At 44.9% G+C, this 18,852-nt stretch carries 16 protein-coding genes; 8 read left to right on the top strand and 8 right to left on the bottom strand.

Features of this window, described 5'->3' with window-relative positions:
• Window positions 1-120: 120 nt before the first annotated feature.
• On the bottom strand, window positions 121-579 hold the full coding sequence (locus tag JGK14_RS00750) for an ABA4-like family protein (protein WP_325314584.1): 459 nt from the start codon (window positions 577-579) through the stop codon (window positions 121-123).
• Window positions 580-829: 250 nt separating this feature from the next.
• Between JGK14_RS00750 and JGK14_RS00745 the strand changes: the two genes are divergently transcribed.
• Window positions 830-1,843 (top strand): leucine-rich repeat domain-containing protein, encoded by a 1,014-nt coding sequence (locus JGK14_RS00745; RefSeq protein WP_293174363.1) that lies wholly within the window; start codon window positions 830-832, stop codon window positions 1,841-1,843.
• A gap of 245 nt (window positions 1,844-2,088) precedes the next feature.
• Here JGK14_RS00745 and JGK14_RS00740 read toward each other — a convergent pair whose 3' ends face one another.
• On the bottom strand, window positions 2,089-3,588 hold the full coding sequence (locus JGK14_RS00740) for a phytoene desaturase family protein (protein WP_293189280.1): 1,500 nt from the start codon (window positions 3,586-3,588) through the stop codon (window positions 2,089-2,091).
• A gap of 204 nt (window positions 3,589-3,792) precedes the next feature.
• On the opposite strand from JGK14_RS00740, the gene JGK14_RS00735 reads away from it, so the two are divergent.
• The 3 genes from JGK14_RS00735 to JGK14_RS00725 all read left to right on the top strand — a co-directional run bounded on the left by JGK14_RS00735 (window position 3,793) and on the right by JGK14_RS00725 (window position 10,043).
• Window positions 3,793-5,502, top strand: a complete 1,710-nt coding sequence (locus tag JGK14_RS00735; RefSeq protein WP_293197160.1) for a hypothetical protein — start codon at window positions 3,793-3,795, stop codon at window positions 5,500-5,502.
• Window positions 5,503-5,617: 115 nt separating this feature from the next.
• The gene (locus JGK14_RS00730; protein ID WP_293174353.1) at window positions 5,618-6,613 is read left to right on the top strand and encodes a pentapeptide repeat-containing protein; all 996 of its coding nucleotides are present in this window, start codon (window positions 5,618-5,620) and stop codon (window positions 6,611-6,613) included.
• 187 nt (window positions 6,614-6,800) lie between these two features.
• Window positions 6,801-10,043 (top strand): HEAT repeat domain-containing protein, encoded by a 3,243-nt coding sequence (locus JGK14_RS00725; protein ID WP_325314583.1) that lies wholly within the window; start codon window positions 6,801-6,803, stop codon window positions 10,041-10,043.
• 143 nt (window positions 10,044-10,186) lie between these two features.
• On the opposite strand, the gene JGK14_RS00720 is transcribed toward JGK14_RS00725, so the two are convergent.
• Entirely contained in the window at window positions 10,187-12,940 is a 2,754-nt protein-coding gene (locus tag JGK14_RS00720; RefSeq protein ID WP_325314582.1) for a valine--tRNA ligase, read from the bottom strand.
• Window positions 12,941-13,078: 138 nt separating this feature from the next.
• Between JGK14_RS00720 and JGK14_RS00715 the strand changes: the two genes are divergently transcribed.
• Complete coding sequence (locus tag JGK14_RS00715) at window positions 13,079-13,414, top strand: hypothetical protein (protein WP_325314581.1); 336 nt, start codon at window positions 13,079-13,081, stop codon at window positions 13,412-13,414.
• Window positions 13,407-13,637 (top strand): hypothetical protein, encoded by a 231-nt coding sequence (locus JGK14_RS00710; protein ID WP_325314580.1) that lies wholly within the window; start codon window positions 13,407-13,409, stop codon window positions 13,635-13,637. Before JGK14_RS00715 ends, JGK14_RS00710 begins: the two co-directional genes overlap by 8 nt.
• Before the next feature lie 83 nt (window positions 13,638-13,720).
• Here the strand turns inward: JGK14_RS00710 and JGK14_RS00705 are convergent, their stop codons facing one another.
• The 5 genes from JGK14_RS00705 to JGK14_RS00685 are packed head-to-tail and all read right to left on the bottom strand — an operon-like array spanning window position 13,721 to window position 17,754.
• The gene (locus JGK14_RS00705; RefSeq protein WP_293204685.1) at window positions 13,721-14,395 is read right to left on the bottom strand and encodes an ATP-binding cassette domain-containing protein; all 675 of its coding nucleotides are present in this window, start codon (window positions 14,393-14,395) and stop codon (window positions 13,721-13,723) included.
• 15 nt (window positions 14,396-14,410) lie between these two features.
• Entirely contained in the window at window positions 14,411-15,085 is a 675-nt protein-coding gene (locus JGK14_RS00700; protein WP_293174335.1) for an amino acid ABC transporter permease, read from the bottom strand.
• Window positions 15,086-15,092: 7 nt separating this feature from the next.
• Entirely contained in the window at window positions 15,093-15,968 is an 876-nt protein-coding gene (locus JGK14_RS00695; protein WP_293174332.1) for a substrate-binding periplasmic protein, read from the bottom strand.
• A gap of 27 nt (window positions 15,969-15,995) precedes the next feature.
• Window positions 15,996-16,685, bottom strand: coding sequence for an iron-containing redox enzyme family protein (locus JGK14_RS00690; RefSeq protein ID WP_293174329.1), 690 nt, complete (start codon window positions 16,683-16,685; stop codon window positions 15,996-15,998).
• A 28-nt stretch (window positions 16,686-16,713) separates the two neighbouring features.
• Window positions 16,714-17,754 (bottom strand): transporter substrate-binding domain-containing protein, encoded by a 1,041-nt coding sequence (locus JGK14_RS00685; RefSeq protein ID WP_293174326.1) that lies wholly within the window; start codon window positions 17,752-17,754, stop codon window positions 16,714-16,716.
• A gap of 543 nt (window positions 17,755-18,297) precedes the next feature.
• Between JGK14_RS00685 and JGK14_RS00680 the strand changes: the two genes are divergently transcribed.
• Both JGK14_RS00680 and JGK14_RS00675 read left to right on the top strand, forming a co-directional pair.
• Window positions 18,298-18,474 (top strand): hypothetical protein, encoded by a 177-nt coding sequence (locus tag JGK14_RS00680; protein WP_325314579.1) that lies wholly within the window; start codon window positions 18,298-18,300, stop codon window positions 18,472-18,474.
• A 74-nt stretch (window positions 18,475-18,548) separates the two neighbouring features.
• A complete protein-coding gene (locus JGK14_RS00675) occupies window positions 18,549-18,812 on the top strand; it encodes a hypothetical protein (protein WP_293174323.1) in 264 nt (87 codons plus the stop codon).
• The last annotated feature ends 40 nt before the right edge of the window (window positions 18,813-18,852 follow it).

Raw genomic sequence — 18,852 nt, 5'->3', positions numbered from 1 at the left:
TCTTCCAGGTTCGTAGTGAGGACTTCAGTCCGCATCCATAAATCTCAACTTAAATCCTCACCACTAAAACCTGCATCAAGAAATGGATGATTAACATCCAAACTATTGAAAACCCTCTGCTTAAACCGAAGGACTAGCAGTTTCCACCACATCAGAACTAGGGAAAAACTTGTCAGTAATCCAAGCAGTTAAAATATGAGAAAGCAATCCCATCGGCCCAGCAAACAAACACAAAGCCAAAGAATGAACAGTCCAAACACCCGTCCGTTGTCCTTCCAAATAAATCCAGCGTCCCACAAACAAATCCATCACTAAAAAATGAATCCATCCCGTAGCAGCAGCCGTTTCCTCCCCCAGAAACTTAGCAATATCTGCTAACTTAGGATTGGACAAAGCAGCCGCATTTTCTGGAGTCAGACTGCTACCAAACAAATATATGTACAAGACGGCGAGCACGGCAAACGGAATAAAGGAATTCATCACTTTGCGGGTGATTCCCCAGTTGGGCAATAAAATCATAATTGCCCAGAAAGGCAAAACGAACAGATTGCCTGCATCGAAAATTAGTTCTGGCGTCATAGTCGGCTGTTGGCTCCTGTAAATGAATGCAATAAAAGATGTTGTTACGATTACTTTACACAATTTTTGCTAACATTTCTCAAAATCCGCAAAAATCCGATTCACAAATTAGACATAATTGCTAGATTTATCGGAAATGTAAGATTTACACGTGCAGGTACAGGTACGTAGTTGCGCTTGAGCGCTCTTTCATATAATCAAAGAGCGCTGAAGCGCAACTACGTACCTTAAGAACTAACAGGTAAAACCTATGACAACAAATTATAATAACTTTCCCGATTGGTGCAAGCACAAAGATAATCTCTCTCCCGGCGCCAAACATACCGTAGAAATACTGTTGCAAATATCAGATACTACCGAGTGCGATCGAGCTAACGAAGTGCTTGCTAATACAACAGAAATAAATCTTAAACTTGCTCAACTTACCGATATCAGTCCCCTGTCATCTTTCACTCAACTTACTAATCTAAATCTTAGTAGCAATCAAATATCTGACCTCGCTCCCCTGAAATCTTTAACCAACCTGAAAACTCTGATAATAGATGTCAATCAAATATCAGACATCAGTCCGCTTTTATCTCTAACAAATCTGACTAAACTCGTTCTCGATACCAATCAAATATCAGACATCAGTCCCCTGGCGCGTCTAACTAATCTTGTCGAACTTGTCTTGTTTGATAACAAAATTTCTGACATCAGTCCCGTGAAAACTTTAACCAACTTAAATGCGCTGATTCTGTACAGAAATCAAATATCAGATATCGCTCCTCTGTCAAATTTAACTGAACTTCAGACACTCTACCTTTACAAAAATCAAATATCGGATATCAGTCCGCTGGCTGCTTTGAAAAATCTCACTACGCTGTTTCTATTCGAGAATCAAATATCGGACTTAACTCCGCTGAAAGCTTTGACTAAATTAAATAAACTGGTTTTGTTTGAAAATAAAATATCTGATGTTAGTCCTTTGGCAGGTTTGACTAATTTAGTTGAGCTGAACCTTGGCAACAATCAAATTTCAGACATTACTCCGCTGAAATCATTAACTAATTTGACTCAACTTTATTTGTTCAATAATCCGATTGCTGATATCAGCGCGGTGCAAGCTTTGAATAATTTGTTTGTACTCGACTTGTACAACAATCAAATTTCCGATATCAGTCCACTGCAATCTTTGCAAAAGCTAACGACGCTTGACTTGCGCGGAAATTCGATTGTAAATAAGATTTGCCCGGTGACTCCTGAATCAATCTGTCGGTTTTAATTGTTAAGGCGGTGGCGAAATCTGGGTGGGTATGATAAGCTATCGAACGTCGGTATCAGGAGAAAGTTATGAGCGGACATGATGCTTTGATGTTAGGAATGCTGCTGTTGCCCGGTTTGGCTTTGTCGATCGCAGTTATGGGCGCTTTTGCCGCTGGTGGATAAAGTGTTCGTAGTGAGAACTTTAGTCCTATTTAAAATTATAAGAGGACTAAAGTCCTTACTACGAACCTGTGGCGGCTGGGTTTACAAAAATTGTGCTGTGATGTCGGAATTGACTAGGGTATTCGCGCACAAAATACCCGATGCTGCGACGGCGGGAACCCCGATTCCGGGCATGGTGCTGTCTCCCACTCGATACAAGCCTTTGACTGGGGTTTGCGGCCCCGGAAAGGTGCCTTTGCCGGCGGCGATTGCAGGCCCGTAGGTTCCTTGATAGCGGTGCAAAAATCGGGCGTGGGTTAGCGGTGTGCCGATCGACTCCAGGACTATTCGCGATCGCAAATCCGGTATAATTTTTTCTAAAGCTTTGAACAGAGATTGCGATCGCTCTTGTTTCCTTTCCTGATAACCGCCGCCATACTCCCAGCCTGCGTAAGGTTCCAATGTATAGGCGTGAATCGCGTGATGTCCCGGCGGTGCAAGAGTTGCATCCCACACAGTCGGAATCGAAATCATGCAGGTATTTCCGGGTACTGTAATGTCAACCTTGCTGTCATGAACGACGACGTGGTGGCCGGTCAAGCCTTCGATTCCTTCGGCTTTAATGCCTAAATGCAGGTGCATGAAACTGTCTACGGCGGGCATCGATAAGGCAGTTTTTCGGTAACTTTCCGGCAAATCTTCAGGGCGCAGTAATTTTGTATAAGTATCCCAAACTGTAGCATTTGAAATCACAATTGGGGCGCGGATAATTTCGCCATTTTGCAAGCGAACTCCCGTAGTTTTACCAGATTCAACTAATATTTGCTCGACTGGTGTTCCCAATCGCAATTTTCCACCCCAGCGCTGCAAGCCTCGAACTAAAGCATCGACGATCGCACCGCTGCCACCTACAGGATACTCGATCGCCGATCGCGATCGTTCGCCAATCATAAAAGCGATCTCTGGCGCGACGGTTCCATGCGCTTTCAAGCCCGATAGCAAGAAGCACTCCAAATCGATCAAACGCCTCACCCAAGGATCTTGCACGTCCCTATCCATTAATGTACCAGCCGAACTGGCGATCGCACCTAATGACGGCAAAAGCTTCAGCAAAGCAGGCGAGTAGCGAGACAGCAACACGGGTATCAACTGCCAGTCGGATCTCAGTGCTAAAGCCGGAATTCCCCGCAAACCTTCATACAAAACTAATAAATTTTGTTGAAATTGCTGCAATTCTATAGCGCCTTGCGGTGCGAATTTAGCTACAGCATCTAAGTAATTTCTCGCATCAGCATAAACTGGCAAACTTCCCTCAGGAAAATGGTAATGCCCCAGGGGATCGTAGGCAATAGCTGCGATCGATTCCTCCAAAATATTCAAGACTTGCCGCAAAGGATTCAGCGACTGGGGGTCACTCAAACCGCAATAAAAAGAAGGCCCCGAATCAAAATGAAATCCCCGGCGCGAAAAGCTGTGAGCAGCCCCCCCCGCTATGGTGTGGCTCTCGCAGACGAGTACCCCTTTGCCGTAGCGAGCCAGCATCGCACCCGCCACTAAGCCGCCAATACCGCTGCCAATTACGATCGCATCAAAGTCTTGCATTTATCAAATGTGGTATGATTTTATTATTTATCGCTGACTCTTGACTCGCCCAAAAACGGGTACAAGTCCCCGACTTAAGTCGTGGAGATACTAAGATTTTACACTCCTGTTCGGGTTCCTTTGATTCAATGTGAGAGTAAATCTAAAATCTAAAATCTAAAATCTAAAATCGACTAATAGGGTATTTTTTGGGAGAGGAAAACTATGCAATCTTTATCTATTTTAGATGAAGTTGTTCGCGAATTTGAACAAGATCTCAATCTTTCGCGCATTAAAAAAATCATATTTTTTGCTTGTAAAGAAAGTTGGGAAAACGATCCGGCAAAACTCGCCAGCGCAGATGTAGGAAAGTTGATCGAAGAAATCTGTGCTAAATACAGCAGGTTAGAAGATATTGAAACAGTTTTAAACAATATCGTTGCCAAGGTTAACAAAAAAACCGAGTACGCCTTAGTCGCAGATAAAATCGTCTGCCAACTGAGCAGGCTTTACGAGTACCAAGATTTTACCAAATTAGAAACAAATATATCTAATTTTGGTGGTCACGAAGCACCTGCATTTGATGACCACTTCAATTCGCAACTGCCCGCAGGAGAGTCGCTAGAAAGAGACGCCGGAAATTTGTTTGATGTCCGACAAAAAATTGTACAGCAAACCAATCCGCTGAGAGCAAAAATCCTCATTTTTTCTACTCTTTATCACGACTTCACTTTTAGCGAGCGCGATTGGCTGCTGCTTAAAACCCAAGAACTTGACAAGCTGCTGCGACAACTATTTAATGTCTGTGGCAGCCTGGCCGAACTCGAATCTAATTTGTACGGAACTGCGGGCAAACTCGACAACACCGACGAATGCGACCAAGCAGCTAGCGTGATCATCAAAGCAATGAATCCTTGTTACGCAAAATTGCAACAGGAAGAACGCGATATAGCCGAAGATTCGGTTAGCGAAGATTCGTCTACCGAAGACTACGATCAGACGCATTTAAACAACAGTTTTTATGAAGATATTGTCCCGGTTGACAGGCGCAACGAATATTTTGAACCTGGGGATATTACTCAGATCATTCAAGCTGCTCCGGCTCACTATCATTATGACCCCCAGAAGAGTTACTTAGTGCCTGCTCCGGTAGAAAATATACAGTTTAAAGACTCAAAAACCAGCAGCAATAATGCCACTGCTGATGTCAGACAGGAATTGGTAGAAACAGACGAAGTTGCAGAAATGCCGACCATTGTCGAAAGTGTAGAACCAGCCGCTCCTGTTACTATCAATATTACCGATTCCATCAAACGCAAGTTGGGATTGGAAGAGGAAATGAAAGGCTTAGTCAGCCAAAGTGCTAACTTCACAACGGCGCAAATAGAACAAATATTCAGCGACTTAGAAGCTGCTATGAACGGAAAATTTTCTACAGAAAGTGCCGAGGAGCGTTTGTATTGGAAATATAAAAATCTCAGAAATTATGTAGCAAAAGTTCAGGGATTTACTGACAAATTAATGAAAATGCTGAGCGAAGTTGAGTCAAAAGAAAGCGGGGGTTCTCCTGCTGAAATCCAGGAGAATATTGCCGAAAATAGTTCAGCAACAGAGCCACAAAACTCTAGCCACAAACCAAATCAGTATCAGCTTGTGGAAATGGCAAAACAAGGCAAACCAAAGGCGATCGCCATTTTGATCAATCAATTGCTACAACCCAGGGGAATTACTGCCACAGCGGGATTTAAAGAGGGTTGGCTCCACGTCATTCTGGAGTCTGCCGAAGTCCCAAGCCAACAGGATACAGCTACATACATTTACAAAAAACTGGGTACTTTAAAATCACCATCTCTGACTCATGTAAAAATTCACGGGCGTCAGTTAGGCAACAAAACAGTCGATTGGACTCAAGAATTTGTGAATAAAACTAATTAAATTCCCAGATACAAATTTGGGGTTGCACAAACTTTCGTCCTTCTTTAAGAGACTATAACTACCATCAATCTCTAAATAGCAAGTAGAGTTTCTCAAAAATCAACAACAAAACAACATGAATGCTAGCGAAATTTTAAGGCGATATACATCAGGAGAACTTGATTTTCAAGGTATGAATCTGAGAGGCGTTCATCTGAGCGGTGCAGATTTAATTGGCGTCAATTTAAGCAGTGCTGATCTCTGGGGTGCCAACTTAACGATGTCATACCTGAACAGAATTAACCTTCAGCGCGCCAATTTAACTAATGCCAAGTTTTCGGGTGCTAACTTAAATCAGGCAAACTTAAGCGGAGCAAATTTGTCTGATTCCGACTTCCACGGAGCTAGTTTGCAAGGTGTAGATTTTCGCAAAGCCAACATTTCTTTGGCAGTTTTTATCGATGCAAATTTGACTGATGCAGATATGCGAGGCGTCAATTTGCAAGGTGCAGATTTACGCGGTGCTTGCTTGCGTGGTGCGAATTTCCGGAAGGAACAGCGGATTTTTGAGGGTGTAAATTTACGGGGTGCAAATTTGCAAGGTGCAGATTTGCGGGGTGTCAATTTGCTGGGTGCAGATTTGACTAAAGCTAATCTCAGTCAAGCGAATTTGACTGAAGCATCTCTGCGGGAAGCAAATTTGACTCAGGCAAATTTGAACCAAGCTATTTTAGATGGCACATTTTTAACTGAAGCAACTTTGGTAGAAGCAAATTTTTCCTGGGCTGTGATGACAAATGCTAAGTTGGAAAGAGCTGTGTTAATTGATGCTGAATTGGCTGGTGCTAATTTGCGCGGTGCGTTTCTTCCTGATGCTAAGTTGAGTAATGCTAATTTGGTGATGGCTGATTTGAGTCGTGCTAATTTGGTACGGGCTGATTTGAGTCGTGCTAATTTTAATCAAGCGAATTTGAGTGAAGCTGATTTGACTGATGCTTATCTGGCTCGAACTGATGTGCGGGATGCTATTTTGCACCGTACAAGTTTGATTAGGGCTGATTTGAGCACGGCTAATTTAGCGGGCGCTCAATTCCGCGGCACGATTATGCCTAATGGAGAATTGCACGGTTAGGAATTGGTAGTTGTTAGGTACGTAGTTGCGCTTGGGCGCTCTTTATTTCTTTATATATGAAAGAGCACAGGAATTAGGTACGTAGTTGCGCTTCAGCGCTCTTTCTTTATATAAGCAAAGAGCGCTGAAGCGCAACTACATACCTGGAAATTCTATAATCAATCTATATTCTAAAATCTACAATCAAATGGCAACACCAGTTGATTTTCCTAAATATCTGCAATCCCTAATTAAGTCCTATGAAAGCCAACCGGATCTCTACACGCTGACAGATTTACAGGTGGAGGTGCGGGTGGAAATTTCACCGGAAGATCGATCGCCCCAAACCCCAAAAAATCAACCAAAAACGAAAATAGTTCGCCTGGAAGTGCTCGCAGGAATCCGCAAATACCTGCGCGACGGAAATGTGCTGTTAGTGGGGAAGCCCGGTTCGGGAAAATCGACGGTATTGCAGCGTTTTCGGTGGGTATTGGCACTGGAAGCACTCAAGGATGGTGGCCCGATTCCGATATTAGTGCAGTTGAGGAGCGATCGCTCGATCGAAGAAGCAATCCGTGCCGAATTTCGACAAGCAAAACTCAGGGTTAGCAAGGAAGAGGTGGATGATTTGCTGCTGGATGGCAAGTTGCTGCTGTTGCTGGATGGCGTGAATGAGATGCCATCGCCACAACGGCGGGATGAATTCCAGCTATTTCGCGACGACAATTCCGATACGCGGATGATTTTCACGACGCGGGATTTGGCGCTTGGCGGATCTTTGGGAATTGAGAAACAACTGGAGATGTGTGTGCTGACGCAACCGCAGATGCGGGAGTTTGTGCACAAACATTTGCCGCAACATGGGGATTCGCTGCTGCGACAATTGCGCGATCGCCTGCGAGAAATTGCAGAAACGCCGTTGCTGCTGTGGATGATGTGTGAAGTATTTGAACCTACCCTGAAAATTCCTCAGAGTAAGGGCGAATTGTTTGATCAATTCCATTACAAGTACGAAAAGTTTAAGGGCAATATCCCAGTTTCGGAGGATTCTCGGCGCTTCAAATCAGAGCTTTTGCAGCAGTTGGCTTTTGTGATGTTGCAGGGCGATTTGCAGCAGCCTACGGAGGGTTTTGTGGCGATTTCTCGCGATCGGGCTGAGGGAATTTTGGAGCGCTGGTTGCGCGATCGGGGGGTGCTGGATGCACCAACCAAGGCGAAAGAATGGCTAGAGGATTTGCTGGAACATCATCTGTTGCAGGTGGCGGTAAAGCCGGAGGAAATTGAGTTTCATCACCAATTATTTCAGGAGTATTATGCGGGGCGGGCGTTGCGGAAACTGTTTGATGAGAAGCATGATGATGTGACGGATGATAAAAGGTTACAGCATTTCTATTTGAATTATTTTAAATGGACGGAACCTCTGGCGTTCATGCTGTCGTTGTTGGCGGATGAGGATCGGGCGGTGCGGGTGGTGCGGCTGGCTTTGGATGTGGATGTGATGTTGGGGGCGCGGCTGGCGGGGGAGGTGCAGCGGGAGTTTCAGAAGTGCACGGTTGGGTTGGTGGATGGGTTGGATGTGCCGGGGTGGTTGAAGGTTGCGCTTTTGCAGGAAGTGCGATCGGATGCGGCGATTCCGGGATTGCTGAAACTCCTTGAACATTCAGACTGGAAAGTGCGATCTCATGTCGCATATGCGTTAGGTAAAATTGGTTCTGAGATTGCGATTACTGGCTTACTTAAACTTGTTAAAGATTCAGATCATGATGTGCGTAAAAATGCAGTAAGTGCGTTAGAAAAAATTGATACTGAGGCGGCAATTTATGGCTTACTTAAATTCGCTAAAGATTCTGACTCTGATGTTCGTAGTAAGGCGGCAGATGCTTTAGGTAAAATTAGTTCTAAAGCGGCAATTCCTGAATTACTTAAACTAATTAAAGATTCAGATTCTGATGTGCAAAGGAGTGCGGCAGATGCACTAAGTGAAATTGGTTCTGACGAGGCGATTTCTGGTTTACTTAAATTAGTTACAAACTCAGATTCTGATGTGGCTTGGATTGCAGCAGATGTGTTAGGTGAAATTGGTTCTGAGGCTGCTACTATAGGCTTACTTAAATTACTTAAACATTCAGACACTAATGTACGATCAAGCGTGGCATATGCGTTAGGCGAAATCGGTTCTGACGATGCAATTTTGGGCTTAGTCCAACTCGTTCAAGATTCAGATCCAGATGTGCGTTGGATGGTAGCAGATGCGTTATGCGAAATTGGATCAGAGGAAACAATTCCTGGCTTAATTAAACTCCTTCAAGATTTAGATCCGAATGTGCGTGAGATGGCAGCAGATGCGTTAGGTAAAATCGGTTATGAGGCCGAGGCGGCGATTCCTGACTTAATTAAACTCCTTGAAGATTCAGAACCTGATGTGTGTTGGACAGCAGCAGATGCGTTAGGTGAAATCAGTTCCGAAGAGGCGATTCCTGGTTTACTTAAACTCGTCAAACATTCAGACCCGGATGTACGATTAAATGTAATATATGCGTTAGAAAAAATCGGCTCCGAAGAGTCCATTCCGGGCTTACTTCAACTCGTTGAAGATTCAGATACGGATGTACGTTTGATGGCGGGAGATGCGTTAGAAAATATCTGTTATGAGTCGGCAATTTTTAAATTAATTGAACTCGCTGAAGATTCAAGCTCTTATCTGCCTTTGAGTGTGGTAGATATCTTAGGAAAAATCGGTTCTGATCCGACGATTCCGGGATTATTTGAACTTCTTGAAGATCCAGACTCTGATGTGCGAGCGAGTGCGGCAGATGCGATCGCCAATATCGCTAAGCAGCACGCAGAGAAAGTCGTCCCCCATCTCCCCCACCTCCTCACCTTAATTCTCCCCAAATCCGGCAAAGAAGTTCACCGCCTCATCCTCGCCATCCAAGCCGCCTGCAAATACTACAACTACTCGATTCGTCAGTTGTCCCTAACACCGGAAATTGGCAAGCATCCGGCGAATGCTTCTGCTAGCATATACAACATACAATCTGTCGAGAAACTTATGTCAAACGAACCACCTATCTTCAACCAACAAAATGCCACCATCGGCGTTAACTATGCCGCTGAAAACAGCAATCCCAAGATTATTCAAAAAGTCGAAGCCGCCCAGGAATCCTCTCCTGAAGCTGCACTGAATGCAGTGGTGCAAATCATTCAGGCATTAGAAAAAAAGTATACCTACGTGCAAGACGAACAACAAGCACGTCATATTATTGATGCAGAATTTAAGGAAATCAAAGAGCAAAAACCCATCGAGTGGCAAAACCTAATCAGCCTCAAACGGCTTTACAATGGTGGCAAAAATGCAGCAGTGAAAGTTGGTGAACACTTCGCCGAATCAAACCCCTGGGGTAAAGGAATTGTTGCTTTCATTGAAGGCGTATCCGAAGACGTGAATTAGCCCTAGGAATTACGCACGGGAGCTCAGAAACCGGGTTTTTTACAAAGATACTTGGTTGTCACCAGAGATTAAGTAAAAAACCCGGTTTCTCACGCCAACTGCCACTACTGCCAACTGCCAACTGCCAACTGACTAATGACTCCTTAAAACAACTTTAGCCGATCGCGCAAAATCTCAGCTTGTTTTTCCGATTCCGCCAAAGCATCCCTCGCGCCCTGAACCACATCAGGAGTAGCCTTATCCACAAACTTCTGATTAGTCAAACGCGCCGCCGTATGCTTAATTTCAGCTTCCACCTTGGCTAGCTTCTTCTCCAACTTACCACGCAAAGCCACCAAATCGACCACACCAGCCAGAGGAATCAAGACTTGGACAGTACCGACAACCCCAGCAATTGTCTGTCCCAAATCTGCGTCTAAATTAGCTGTCACCGTCAGATTTTCGACTTTCGCCAAATCCTGAATGTAAACGCCTCCATCCAAGAGAATTTGGCGTTCCTTTTCATTTTCGCTTTGCAAAATCGCCGTCACCTTCACACTCGGTTTGATATCAGAATCTGCCCGCAAATTGCGAATAGTGCGAATTGTCCCAAACAACAAATCAAACTGGTGTTCTAATTCTGGATCGATTAGCGATGTGTCAGGTTCAGGATAAGCTTGCAAAGCCAAACAATCACCATCACCCGTTTGAGTCAGAGTGTGCCAAATTTCCTCAGTAATGTGCGGCATAAAAGGATGCAGCAATTTCAGAATGCCTTCCAAAACAAAAGCAAAAGTTTGCTGTGCAACTTTCTTAGAATTTGGTTCAGCATCCTGCTGCAAGCGAGACTTGACTAACTCAATATACCAGTCGCAAAAATCGCCCCAAATAAATTCGTAAAGCCCCTTCGCTGCTTCTCCCAAACCGTAATTTTCTAAACAAGTGCGACTTTGTTGTACAACTTGATAATAGCGAGAAAGAATCCAGCGATCGCACAATTCCAACCCTTCTTCACTCCCCCCCTTAGCAAGGGGGGGCTGGGGGGGGTAAGGACTTCCCAACTGCTGTGGAGTTTGTCCTTCCAGATTCATCATCACAAACCGGGCGGCATTCCACAACTTATTCGTGAAATTCCGGGAAGTCTCGACTGATTTAGATTCATCAGTTTTGCGATCGTACTCCATGCGAATATTCTGCCCGGCCCCAATCACTTCCTTAACCAAAGTGTAGCGCAAAGCATCAGTCCCGTACTTCGCAATCAACAGCAGCGGGTCAATACCATTGTTTTTACTCTTAGACATTTTGTGGCCGTTTTCATCCAACACCAAACCGTGAATGTAAACAGTCTCAAAAGGCATCTTTCCCGTAAAATGTCCAGCCATCATCGTCATTCTAGCAACCCAGAAAAAGATGATATCAAAACCAGTCACCAAAGTAGTTGTCGGATAGTAAAAATCCAAATCCTTAGTTTCATCCGGCCAGCCCAGAGTTGAAAAAGGCCACAACCCCGACGAAAACCAAGTATCCAATACATCTGGATCTCTTACTAGCTGGACATCTGTGCCAAACTTAGCCTCCGCTTTTTCCCTCGCCTCAGCTTCAGTTTTCGCCACCACAAACGGCGTTGTATCAGTAATCTCGCCGTGAGTTTCGCTAACAGCATACCAAGCCGGGATTTGATGTCCCCACCACAATTGTCTGGAGATACACCAATCTTTTAGCTTCACCAACCAATCGCGATAAACCTTTGTCCATCTTTCAGGAACAAAGACAGGTGAATTATTTTGATCTAAGGCTTCCAAAGCGCGCTGAGACAGAGGATCGATTTTCACAAACCATTGAGTAGATAGCAACGGTTCGACAGGAACTTTGCCGCGTTCGCTGTAGGGAACTGTATGTTTGTAATCTTCAATTTTTACCAAAACTCCGTCTGTTTCTAACCGCTTTATCACATTCTTGCGGGCAACAAATCGGTCTTGTCCCTGGAACTCTCCGGCATTTTCATTTAAAGTGCCGTCTTTATTCATGATATTGATAAACGGCAAATTGTGGCGCTTACCCATCTCGAAGTCATTCGGATCGTGGGCGGGAGTCACTTTCACGCAACCTGTTCCGAAAGTCGCGTCAACTAATTCATCGGCAAAAATTGGAATTTCGCGATTTATAATTGGCAAAGTGACAGTTTTACCGATAAGATGCTTATAGCGATCGTCCTCAGGATTCACAGCAACGCCAGTATCGCCCAACATCGTCTCCGGCCGAGTCGTCGCCACCTCCAAATAACCCGAACCATCCGTCAAAGGATAGCGGAAATGCCACAAATGCCCCTCAACTTCCTGCTGGTCAACCTCCAAATCAGACACAGCAGACTGACTCGCCGGACACCAATTCACCAAGTAATTGCCGCGATAAATCAGCCCCTCATCGTAGAGGCGGACAAAAGCTTCTAAAACCGCAGCGGATAAGCCTTCATCCATCGTAAAGCGTTCCCGCGACCAATCGACAGACACGCCCAAACTGCGTAATTGATTAGTAATAGTATTGCCAGACTCAGCTTTCCATTCCCAAGCCCGTTCTAGGAATTTTTCTCGACCTAAATCGTGGCGAGTTTTGCCTTGTGCTTTGAGTTGTTTTTCGAGAATAGTTTGAACTGCGATACTAGCATGATCGGTTCCCGGCAACCACAGGGTATTGCGTCCAGTCATGCGGTGATAGCGGACGAGGACATCAATTAGGGTTTCTTCAAAGGCGTGTCCCATGTGGAGGCTGCCGGTCACGTTGGGCGGCGGAATGACGACGCAGTAGGGTTCGCCGCCTGCTTCTGGGTCAGCTTTGAAGGTTTGGTTGTCTTCCCAGTATTTTTGCCACTTGGTTTCGGTGGCTTTGGGGTCGTATTGGGGGGGTAGGTTTGCAGTCATGGTGGCTTGAGGGTTTTATCTTATTTAGATTGTGCCATAGCGAGGGGAGGGTGAGGGGTGTTTGGGGGAAAGTGCGATATTCAAGGCTGGGCGGGTTTACGTTAAAATCAAGGTAAAATTAACAGGTCTGATGGCATTATGAATGTAGTGGCACTTCGACATCAAATCGCTCGATCGATCGCTCGACTCTCTCCAGAAAATCTGGCATTGGTTGCGAGTTTTATAGAGTTTCTCAGCCAAAAGCAACGTCAAGGGGCGATCGTTTCACAAAATAATCTGCCAGAGGTTTTCTCAGCAGAAATCCAAGAGATGCCGACTGCTAATTCTTTTAGTATTTCAGAACCCTCAGAAATTGACGGGGATGGTCAATCTAAAGCAGCGCTTCTACAAGATTTTCGGCAAGCTTGGCACGAAGCCATGACTGGGCAAACCATTTCGGTTTCTCAAATGTGGGAAGGAATTGAAAATGACTGACTTGCCGTTAATTCAAGTTATCGTTTCGCCAACCTTCAACCGCAATTTACGCACTCTTGCAAAAAAATACCGCAGTATTCGCAATGATATTCAACCCATTATCGAACAACTCGCACAGGGAGAGCTGCCAGGAGATCGAATTGCTGGAGTGGGTTATGCAGTCTTCAAGTTGAGAGTCCGAAATAGCGACACTCAAATATTTTCCGAGTTCAAAGATGCTTGAATAATGTAGTCTTTAATTTCTGCCTCCATCTCAAAAATTTCTGTCATTATGCTTTGACTAAATTCGCTTTCTCCAACTAATCCCTAATTATATTTCTCTTTGATCCAGATGCGATCGCCAAAACGCAGAACATAAGACCAGATCGCAGAAGGTAGCTCGGAATGCGTCACCCAAATGACAGATGTACCTGCTTCAATAATTTTTTCAACAATGCCTACAACTTTATAAGCTGTTTCAGGATCTAAATTTGCTGTAATTTCATCGAGTAGCAGGAGTTGAGGAGAGTGTACCAGCGCACGGGCAAATGCTGCCCGTTGCCGTTGTCCTCCTGATAGTTGATTGGGGTACTCATTCGCTTTATCTTCAATCCCAAGCTGAGCTAACTGATGCTTGGCAGCTTCATCTGCTAGCTTTTTACGTTTACCGTTACGCAACCAAAGGGGTAGTGCTACGTTTTCTAGAACAGTCATGTGCGACCAGAGGTATAGTTGTTGAAAAACCATGCCAATTTCTAGCCGACTGTTTGTCCGATCGAGATGACCGGGTTTGGAAACAACTCTGCCATTAAAAATAATTCGACCTCGATCGATCGATTCTAGCAACGCAATGCAGCGCAACAGGGTAGTTTTCCCGCAGCCACTTTTGCCTTGAATCAGCATACTCTCACCTTTTTCTAGCGAGAAGCTGACATTCTCTAGAATATTGGCATTATTAAACCGTTTGCCCAGATTTTCGATGCTTAGGAATGAACTTTGCATTGTAGGATTGAGAGCTTATATTGTCTCCGTGCCACCCAGTTCTTTGACTTGCTGTACCCGTCTTAGTAAGAGGTTGAGAGGAACAACGGTAGCAATGAACATCGCGGCAACTGTTGAATAAATTTCGATCGGGCGGTAGGTTTGAGCAATGATTGAATTGGCTGTATGAAGGATTTCTGGCACAGCAATTACTGATGCCAGGGTAGAGAATTTGTAGGTGGTGATGTACTGTCCCATGAGGGGCAGCCAGGACTTGCGAAAAACTTGAGGAATCAGGATGTAGCGAATCGTTTCTAAGCGAGTCATTCCCGTGCAGTAGGCAACCTCGATTTCTCCAGGGGGGATGGAGTTAATCCCACCCCGGATGATATCGGCAACAAAGGCAGCTAGGCTCAAGCCTAACCCCAACACGGCACAGCTTTGCCCGTCCAGGATAAAGCCGGGGATGAGTAGAGGCAGACTGTAGTAAAGCCAAACGAGTAGGACTAAGGCGGGGAGTGCGAGGAAAAGTTCGATGAAGAATTTGGCGAACCCAGAAATGAGTCGGGAGGATGTGAGGGAAAGCACCCCGACTAACACGCCGACGATCGTTCCAAGAGCAATACTACCAAGACTAATCCCGATCGTGGTTAGTAAGGCAAAGCACAAGGGTAACAGGTTATTCCAGATGATGGAAAAGTTCCAGTTCATTGATGAATTACGACTTGGTAAATTCCCAAACTTTCTTGATGTGCAACCAGTTTGCACCTGCTTTTTGTTCCCACTCCCGCAGGCGACCTTGGTAATCTAAAGATTCTAGGCTGCTGTTGAGGAAGTTCAACATTTCGGTGTCGCCCTTACGCACTGCCCAGGAGACAGGAGTGAGGTTATAGGGGGCTTTGGCAAAAAGGTCTTTGACTTGGGGGTTGGCTTTGGCGAATTGGGAGGTCACGTAGGCATCACCGAGGGCAATATTGGCGCGACCTGCCACAACAGCTTGGAAGGCAAGGGATTGGTCGCCACCAGAGAAGCGAGTGATTTTGGCTTTCTTGAAGTTGGCTTTGGCATATTCGTCGCCTGCTTCGCCTTGGGTGACAGCAACGGTGACTCCGGGTTGGTCGATGCTTTCCAGGGTTGTGAAGCGGGTTTCGTCGGCTTTAGTGATGGCGCTGTTGCCTGCGTAGAAGAGGGGATTGGTGAAGTAGACGGATAAGGCTCTGGGGACGGTGACGAAGGTGGGGACGATGGAAACATCAAACCGACGGGAGTCCAGCCCGGTAGCAAAGCCTGACCAATCGGTTTCGATGAATTCGGGAGTCCAGTTGTTGAGCCGCGCAATTTCTTTGATTGTATCTACTAAATGCCCGCCCAATTCTCCAGTGGTTTGGTTTTTGGTGATGGTTGGCGGAAAGACGAGATAGGCGACTTTGATTTTGCTACTGGCTGCGATTTGCCCCAAGGTTGACGTGCTGGTGGTATTTGGACTGGTTTGTTGTGCAGAATTTTTTGTGCATGAAGCCAAGCTGACCAAGAAGACTATTGCTAGTGAAATGGCGATCGTAAACCATCTCTTTCTAAAAGTTTTAATGCCCATTGTGTTCCTCCAAAGGAATCAAAATTTTTAAATACAGCAATCTGTTGTTTTGTCTTGTAAGTGCGCTATTAATCCACGCCACATTTCAGTTTGTGTCTGAAAAACAAATTCTTTTGCCCGATTGAAGGCACTTTCTCCGCCTTCTTGTTTTCTAAGCCAAGCTACAACATCTTCAAACATTTCAAAGTGGTTGGCGACAGCATGAAGCTGAAAGAAACGTAGCCCTTGCTGTGAGACATCTGCTTGTTTCACAACCCGTAGTAGTAGTTGGTAGTCGGGGATGTCAAAAGCTTCATAGATTGCGATAGTAAACAGGGCTTCTGCAAGGGGCGCTTGCCGACAGTAGGTTTGCAGCGCCCGATTAAACAGGGAGGCAAATGCAGGTTCCTTTAGAGAATCTTCTTCCCGAGCGCCAACGGAAGCTAAAAAATCTCGGTACAACTGGTTGTGGCTCTGCCCACTTTTTCCGCCCAATTCTTCGTACAGATTTTTCGCTATTCCCTCCCACAAAAATTCATTGGTGCAGCACCGCTCACCCACAATAAAGTTGAGGTGGCAGAAGTCATAGCGGATAAAGTGAAAAGCTTCAGCAAATTGCTTTAAGCCCTCAATATTACTTGTAATATCACACAGAGATTTTTCCACCGCCAATTCTTTGAGAATTCGTTCTTCGTCATTAATTATTTGTTCTGCTAACAGACTAAATGAAATTTTCACAATTTGACTAGCTCCTTGCACTGATGATTTATGAAACTTGATTAACCAACTTCAAAACAGCATTAACAGAGGCGGTTAATTGTTCTTCATTTGGGTGAAAAGCAAATGCTGGATACAATTCCAAATCCTTCACACATCTTATATTGAGAACTTGCCAGTTATTCTCATCAGCTACACTTTTACAAAGAACGTGGTCAGAGCATAGAATAGGAATCACATCACTTTCCTTGGACTCAAAGGCTTTCATATAACTAAAAGCTTTTGCTTTGTCTGCAAATGCCTCTCGCTCGTAATAATTACCGAGCATACTGACTACCCAATCTCCGATCTCATTTTCTATGTAAACCAACCGAACACGTTTATGTGGTAAATCTTCTAGAAAGTCTGCATCAATTTCTATTGGTAGAGTAACTGCGGTCAGTTTAAGTTTTCCCCCTGAATACCACGGATCAGATAAGCGGTAATCAAAAAATCTGCCTGGTGCAGCCAGCATGAAAGGGGCAATTCCATGAACTTTACGTTCAGCAATTGCAAGAGGCATTTCTTGCCAAGTTAAGTATTGCCATTCTGTGTCTATCCCAAGCAAATCACCTACTCTTTCAGCGCAGTCAATGGCAATACCAATAGGCTTTTCTCCATACCTTTCCGGAGGCTCTGCCCAATTTGGATAAACAAGAGTATACCCAAGTTTCCATGAGCGATTATGAGCTATTTCTTGCCAGCTAGAATCAACTACCTTTCCCCGAATACTGGCGCTGTACCCTGCCGCTTCAAGCAGTTCATTCAACAAGCCATCAATCGTATCAGAAACTGGAAAGGGATTATGAGGAAGATTCTGATAGACTTCATCTAAGCGACGACCTAAAAATACTGCAATACGATTAACAATTGCTTTTGACGGAACGTTTTCGCCCCTTGCCCACCGATAGAACTGAGCTTCCCCAACCTGGATTTCAGCCATGAATTGCTGCTTTGTCCAGTTTGCTTTGGCAAGATAGCCTTCCACAACCTGAACAAATTTTGACTGAGACCCGGTATCTTCAGAACGAGTGCGTTTTGGGCGTGCCATTGAGATTATTTACTCTCCTTTTTTTTCTGAGACCAATAGACTCGCAATAAAGCTGACTTGCTGCGAGGTGCTAGTTGCCCTGCTTGCATTTCAGAGGTCAAGCTCGGCTGGCAAGCTTGAGGTCGTTGCAGCTAGCTGTATGCTAAGCCCACAAAAGTTTACACCATATAGCTAGCCTTTGAGCATCACAACTGTAAGTTTTGACGATCTTGATAAGACAGATTCATTTGCCATCTGCCCCAATCCTAACAGACATACGCTCGATCGTCATGAGTGGATGCCGTACCTAAGATAATTAAACATACTCATTTTGCAAAATCCGGAAATCGTGAAACGATAGTCTTCCTTGCCAGACTGATTGACATATAAGACTTTTCCTTTGTTCCAGAGGTGCGGGAAACCTAACCTATTAGGTCTACCCACTCGATCGGGACTTACGAAAAGAGTCTTTTACACTATCTGTAGAGTACGCAGTGCATACTCTACAGATAGAGTTTATGTGTAAGTCCTATCTATAAAAGGGTGCGGAGCAACACAAGAGTAATGGCTCAGCAGCCCTCCAGAGTGGCTTTACGCCAAGATTTGGTCATTCCAGGGAACGTCTTGGAAGGCTTCTGCAAGAGCGATCGACTGCTAAATTATATTAAAGATAGTCGTGATTGTCGTGAAACGCAAAAAATATTTGCAAAATATGTTGACAAGAGCAGGCGCGAGCAGTAAAGTGTAAATAACAAACGAAAAGAGTCCTGCCTCGGCAGAACTCTTCTGAAATAAACTTTCCCTCTAAGATTACTATGAAACTTGAAGCTCTGACAAGTGCTGCCGCTTCAGATGTAGGCTATTGGGCTGTTCGCGATCGCCTACCCGAAGAACAGGTCATTCTAGATCCCAATACCCTACTGGAACCGCCTGCTCCAGAAAATCCAAAGAGACTCGCGATCGTGGTCGATCGCACCCTAGAGTCTGGACTAATAGCCAATGCTGTCGCGATCGTCTCAGGCGGCTTGCAATGTGAAGCCTTTGGCTCCCCAATTCCTGATGCTCATGGGAATCTTTAGCCTGCAAGTCTCTGGAATTCAGTAGCTCTGATTACTCTTC

The organism is Microcoleus sp. PH2017_28_MFU_U_A, assembly GCF_020738035.1.
Classification (GTDB): Bacteria; Cyanobacteriota; Cyanobacteriia; order Cyanobacteriales; family Microcoleaceae; genus Microcoleus.
This window is presented reverse-complemented; position numbering and strand designations above follow the sequence as displayed.

What these genes read in the sequence shown, in the direction of transcription:
- JGK14_RS00700 (WP_293174335.1), bottom strand. Translation starts at nt 15,085, where the DNA reads ATGAACTGGAACTTTTCCATCATCTGGAATAACCTGTTACCCTTGTGC.
- JGK14_RS00725 (WP_325314583.1), top strand. Translation starts at nt 6,801, where the DNA reads ATGGCAACACCAGTTGATTTTCCTAAATATCTGCAATCCCTAATTAAG.
- JGK14_RS00710 (WP_325314580.1), top strand. Translation starts at nt 13,407, where the DNA reads ATGACTGACTTGCCGTTAATTCAAGTTATCGTTTCGCCAACCTTCAAC.
- JGK14_RS00715 (WP_325314581.1), top strand. Translation starts at nt 13,079, where the DNA reads ATGAATGTAGTGGCACTTCGACATCAAATCGCTCGATCGATCGCTCGA.
- JGK14_RS00735 (WP_293197160.1), top strand. Translation starts at nt 3,793, where the DNA reads ATGCAATCTTTATCTATTTTAGATGAAGTTGTTCGCGAATTTGAACAA.
- JGK14_RS00745 (WP_293174363.1), top strand. Translation starts at nt 830, where the DNA reads ATGACAACAAATTATAATAACTTTCCCGATTGGTGCAAGCACAAAGAT.
- JGK14_RS00680 (WP_325314579.1), top strand. Translation starts at nt 18,298, where the DNA reads ATGGCTCAGCAGCCCTCCAGAGTGGCTTTACGCCAAGATTTGGTCATT.
- JGK14_RS00695 (WP_293174332.1), bottom strand. Translation starts at nt 15,968, where the DNA reads ATGGGCATTAAAACTTTTAGAAAGAGATGGTTTACGATCGCCATTTCA.
- JGK14_RS00730 (WP_293174353.1), top strand. Translation starts at nt 5,618, where the DNA reads ATGAATGCTAGCGAAATTTTAAGGCGATATACATCAGGAGAACTTGAT.
- JGK14_RS00675 (WP_293174323.1), top strand. Translation starts at nt 18,549, where the DNA reads ATGAAACTTGAAGCTCTGACAAGTGCTGCCGCTTCAGATGTAGGCTAT.
- JGK14_RS00705 (WP_293204685.1), bottom strand. Translation starts at nt 14,395, where the DNA reads ATGCAAAGTTCATTCCTAAGCATCGAAAATCTGGGCAAACGGTTTAAT.
- JGK14_RS00740 (WP_293189280.1), bottom strand. Translation starts at nt 3,588, where the DNA reads ATGCAAGACTTTGATGCGATCGTAATTGGCAGCGGTATTGGCGGCTTA.
- JGK14_RS00685 (WP_293174326.1), bottom strand. Translation starts at nt 17,754, where the DNA reads ATGGCACGCCCAAAACGCACTCGTTCTGAAGATACCGGGTCTCAGTCA.
- JGK14_RS00720 (WP_325314582.1), bottom strand. Translation starts at nt 12,940, where the DNA reads ATGACTGCAAACCTACCCCCCCAATACGACCCCAAAGCCACCGAAACC.
- JGK14_RS00750 (WP_325314584.1), bottom strand. Translation starts at nt 579, where the DNA reads ATGACGCCAGAACTAATTTTCGATGCAGGCAATCTGTTCGTTTTGCCT.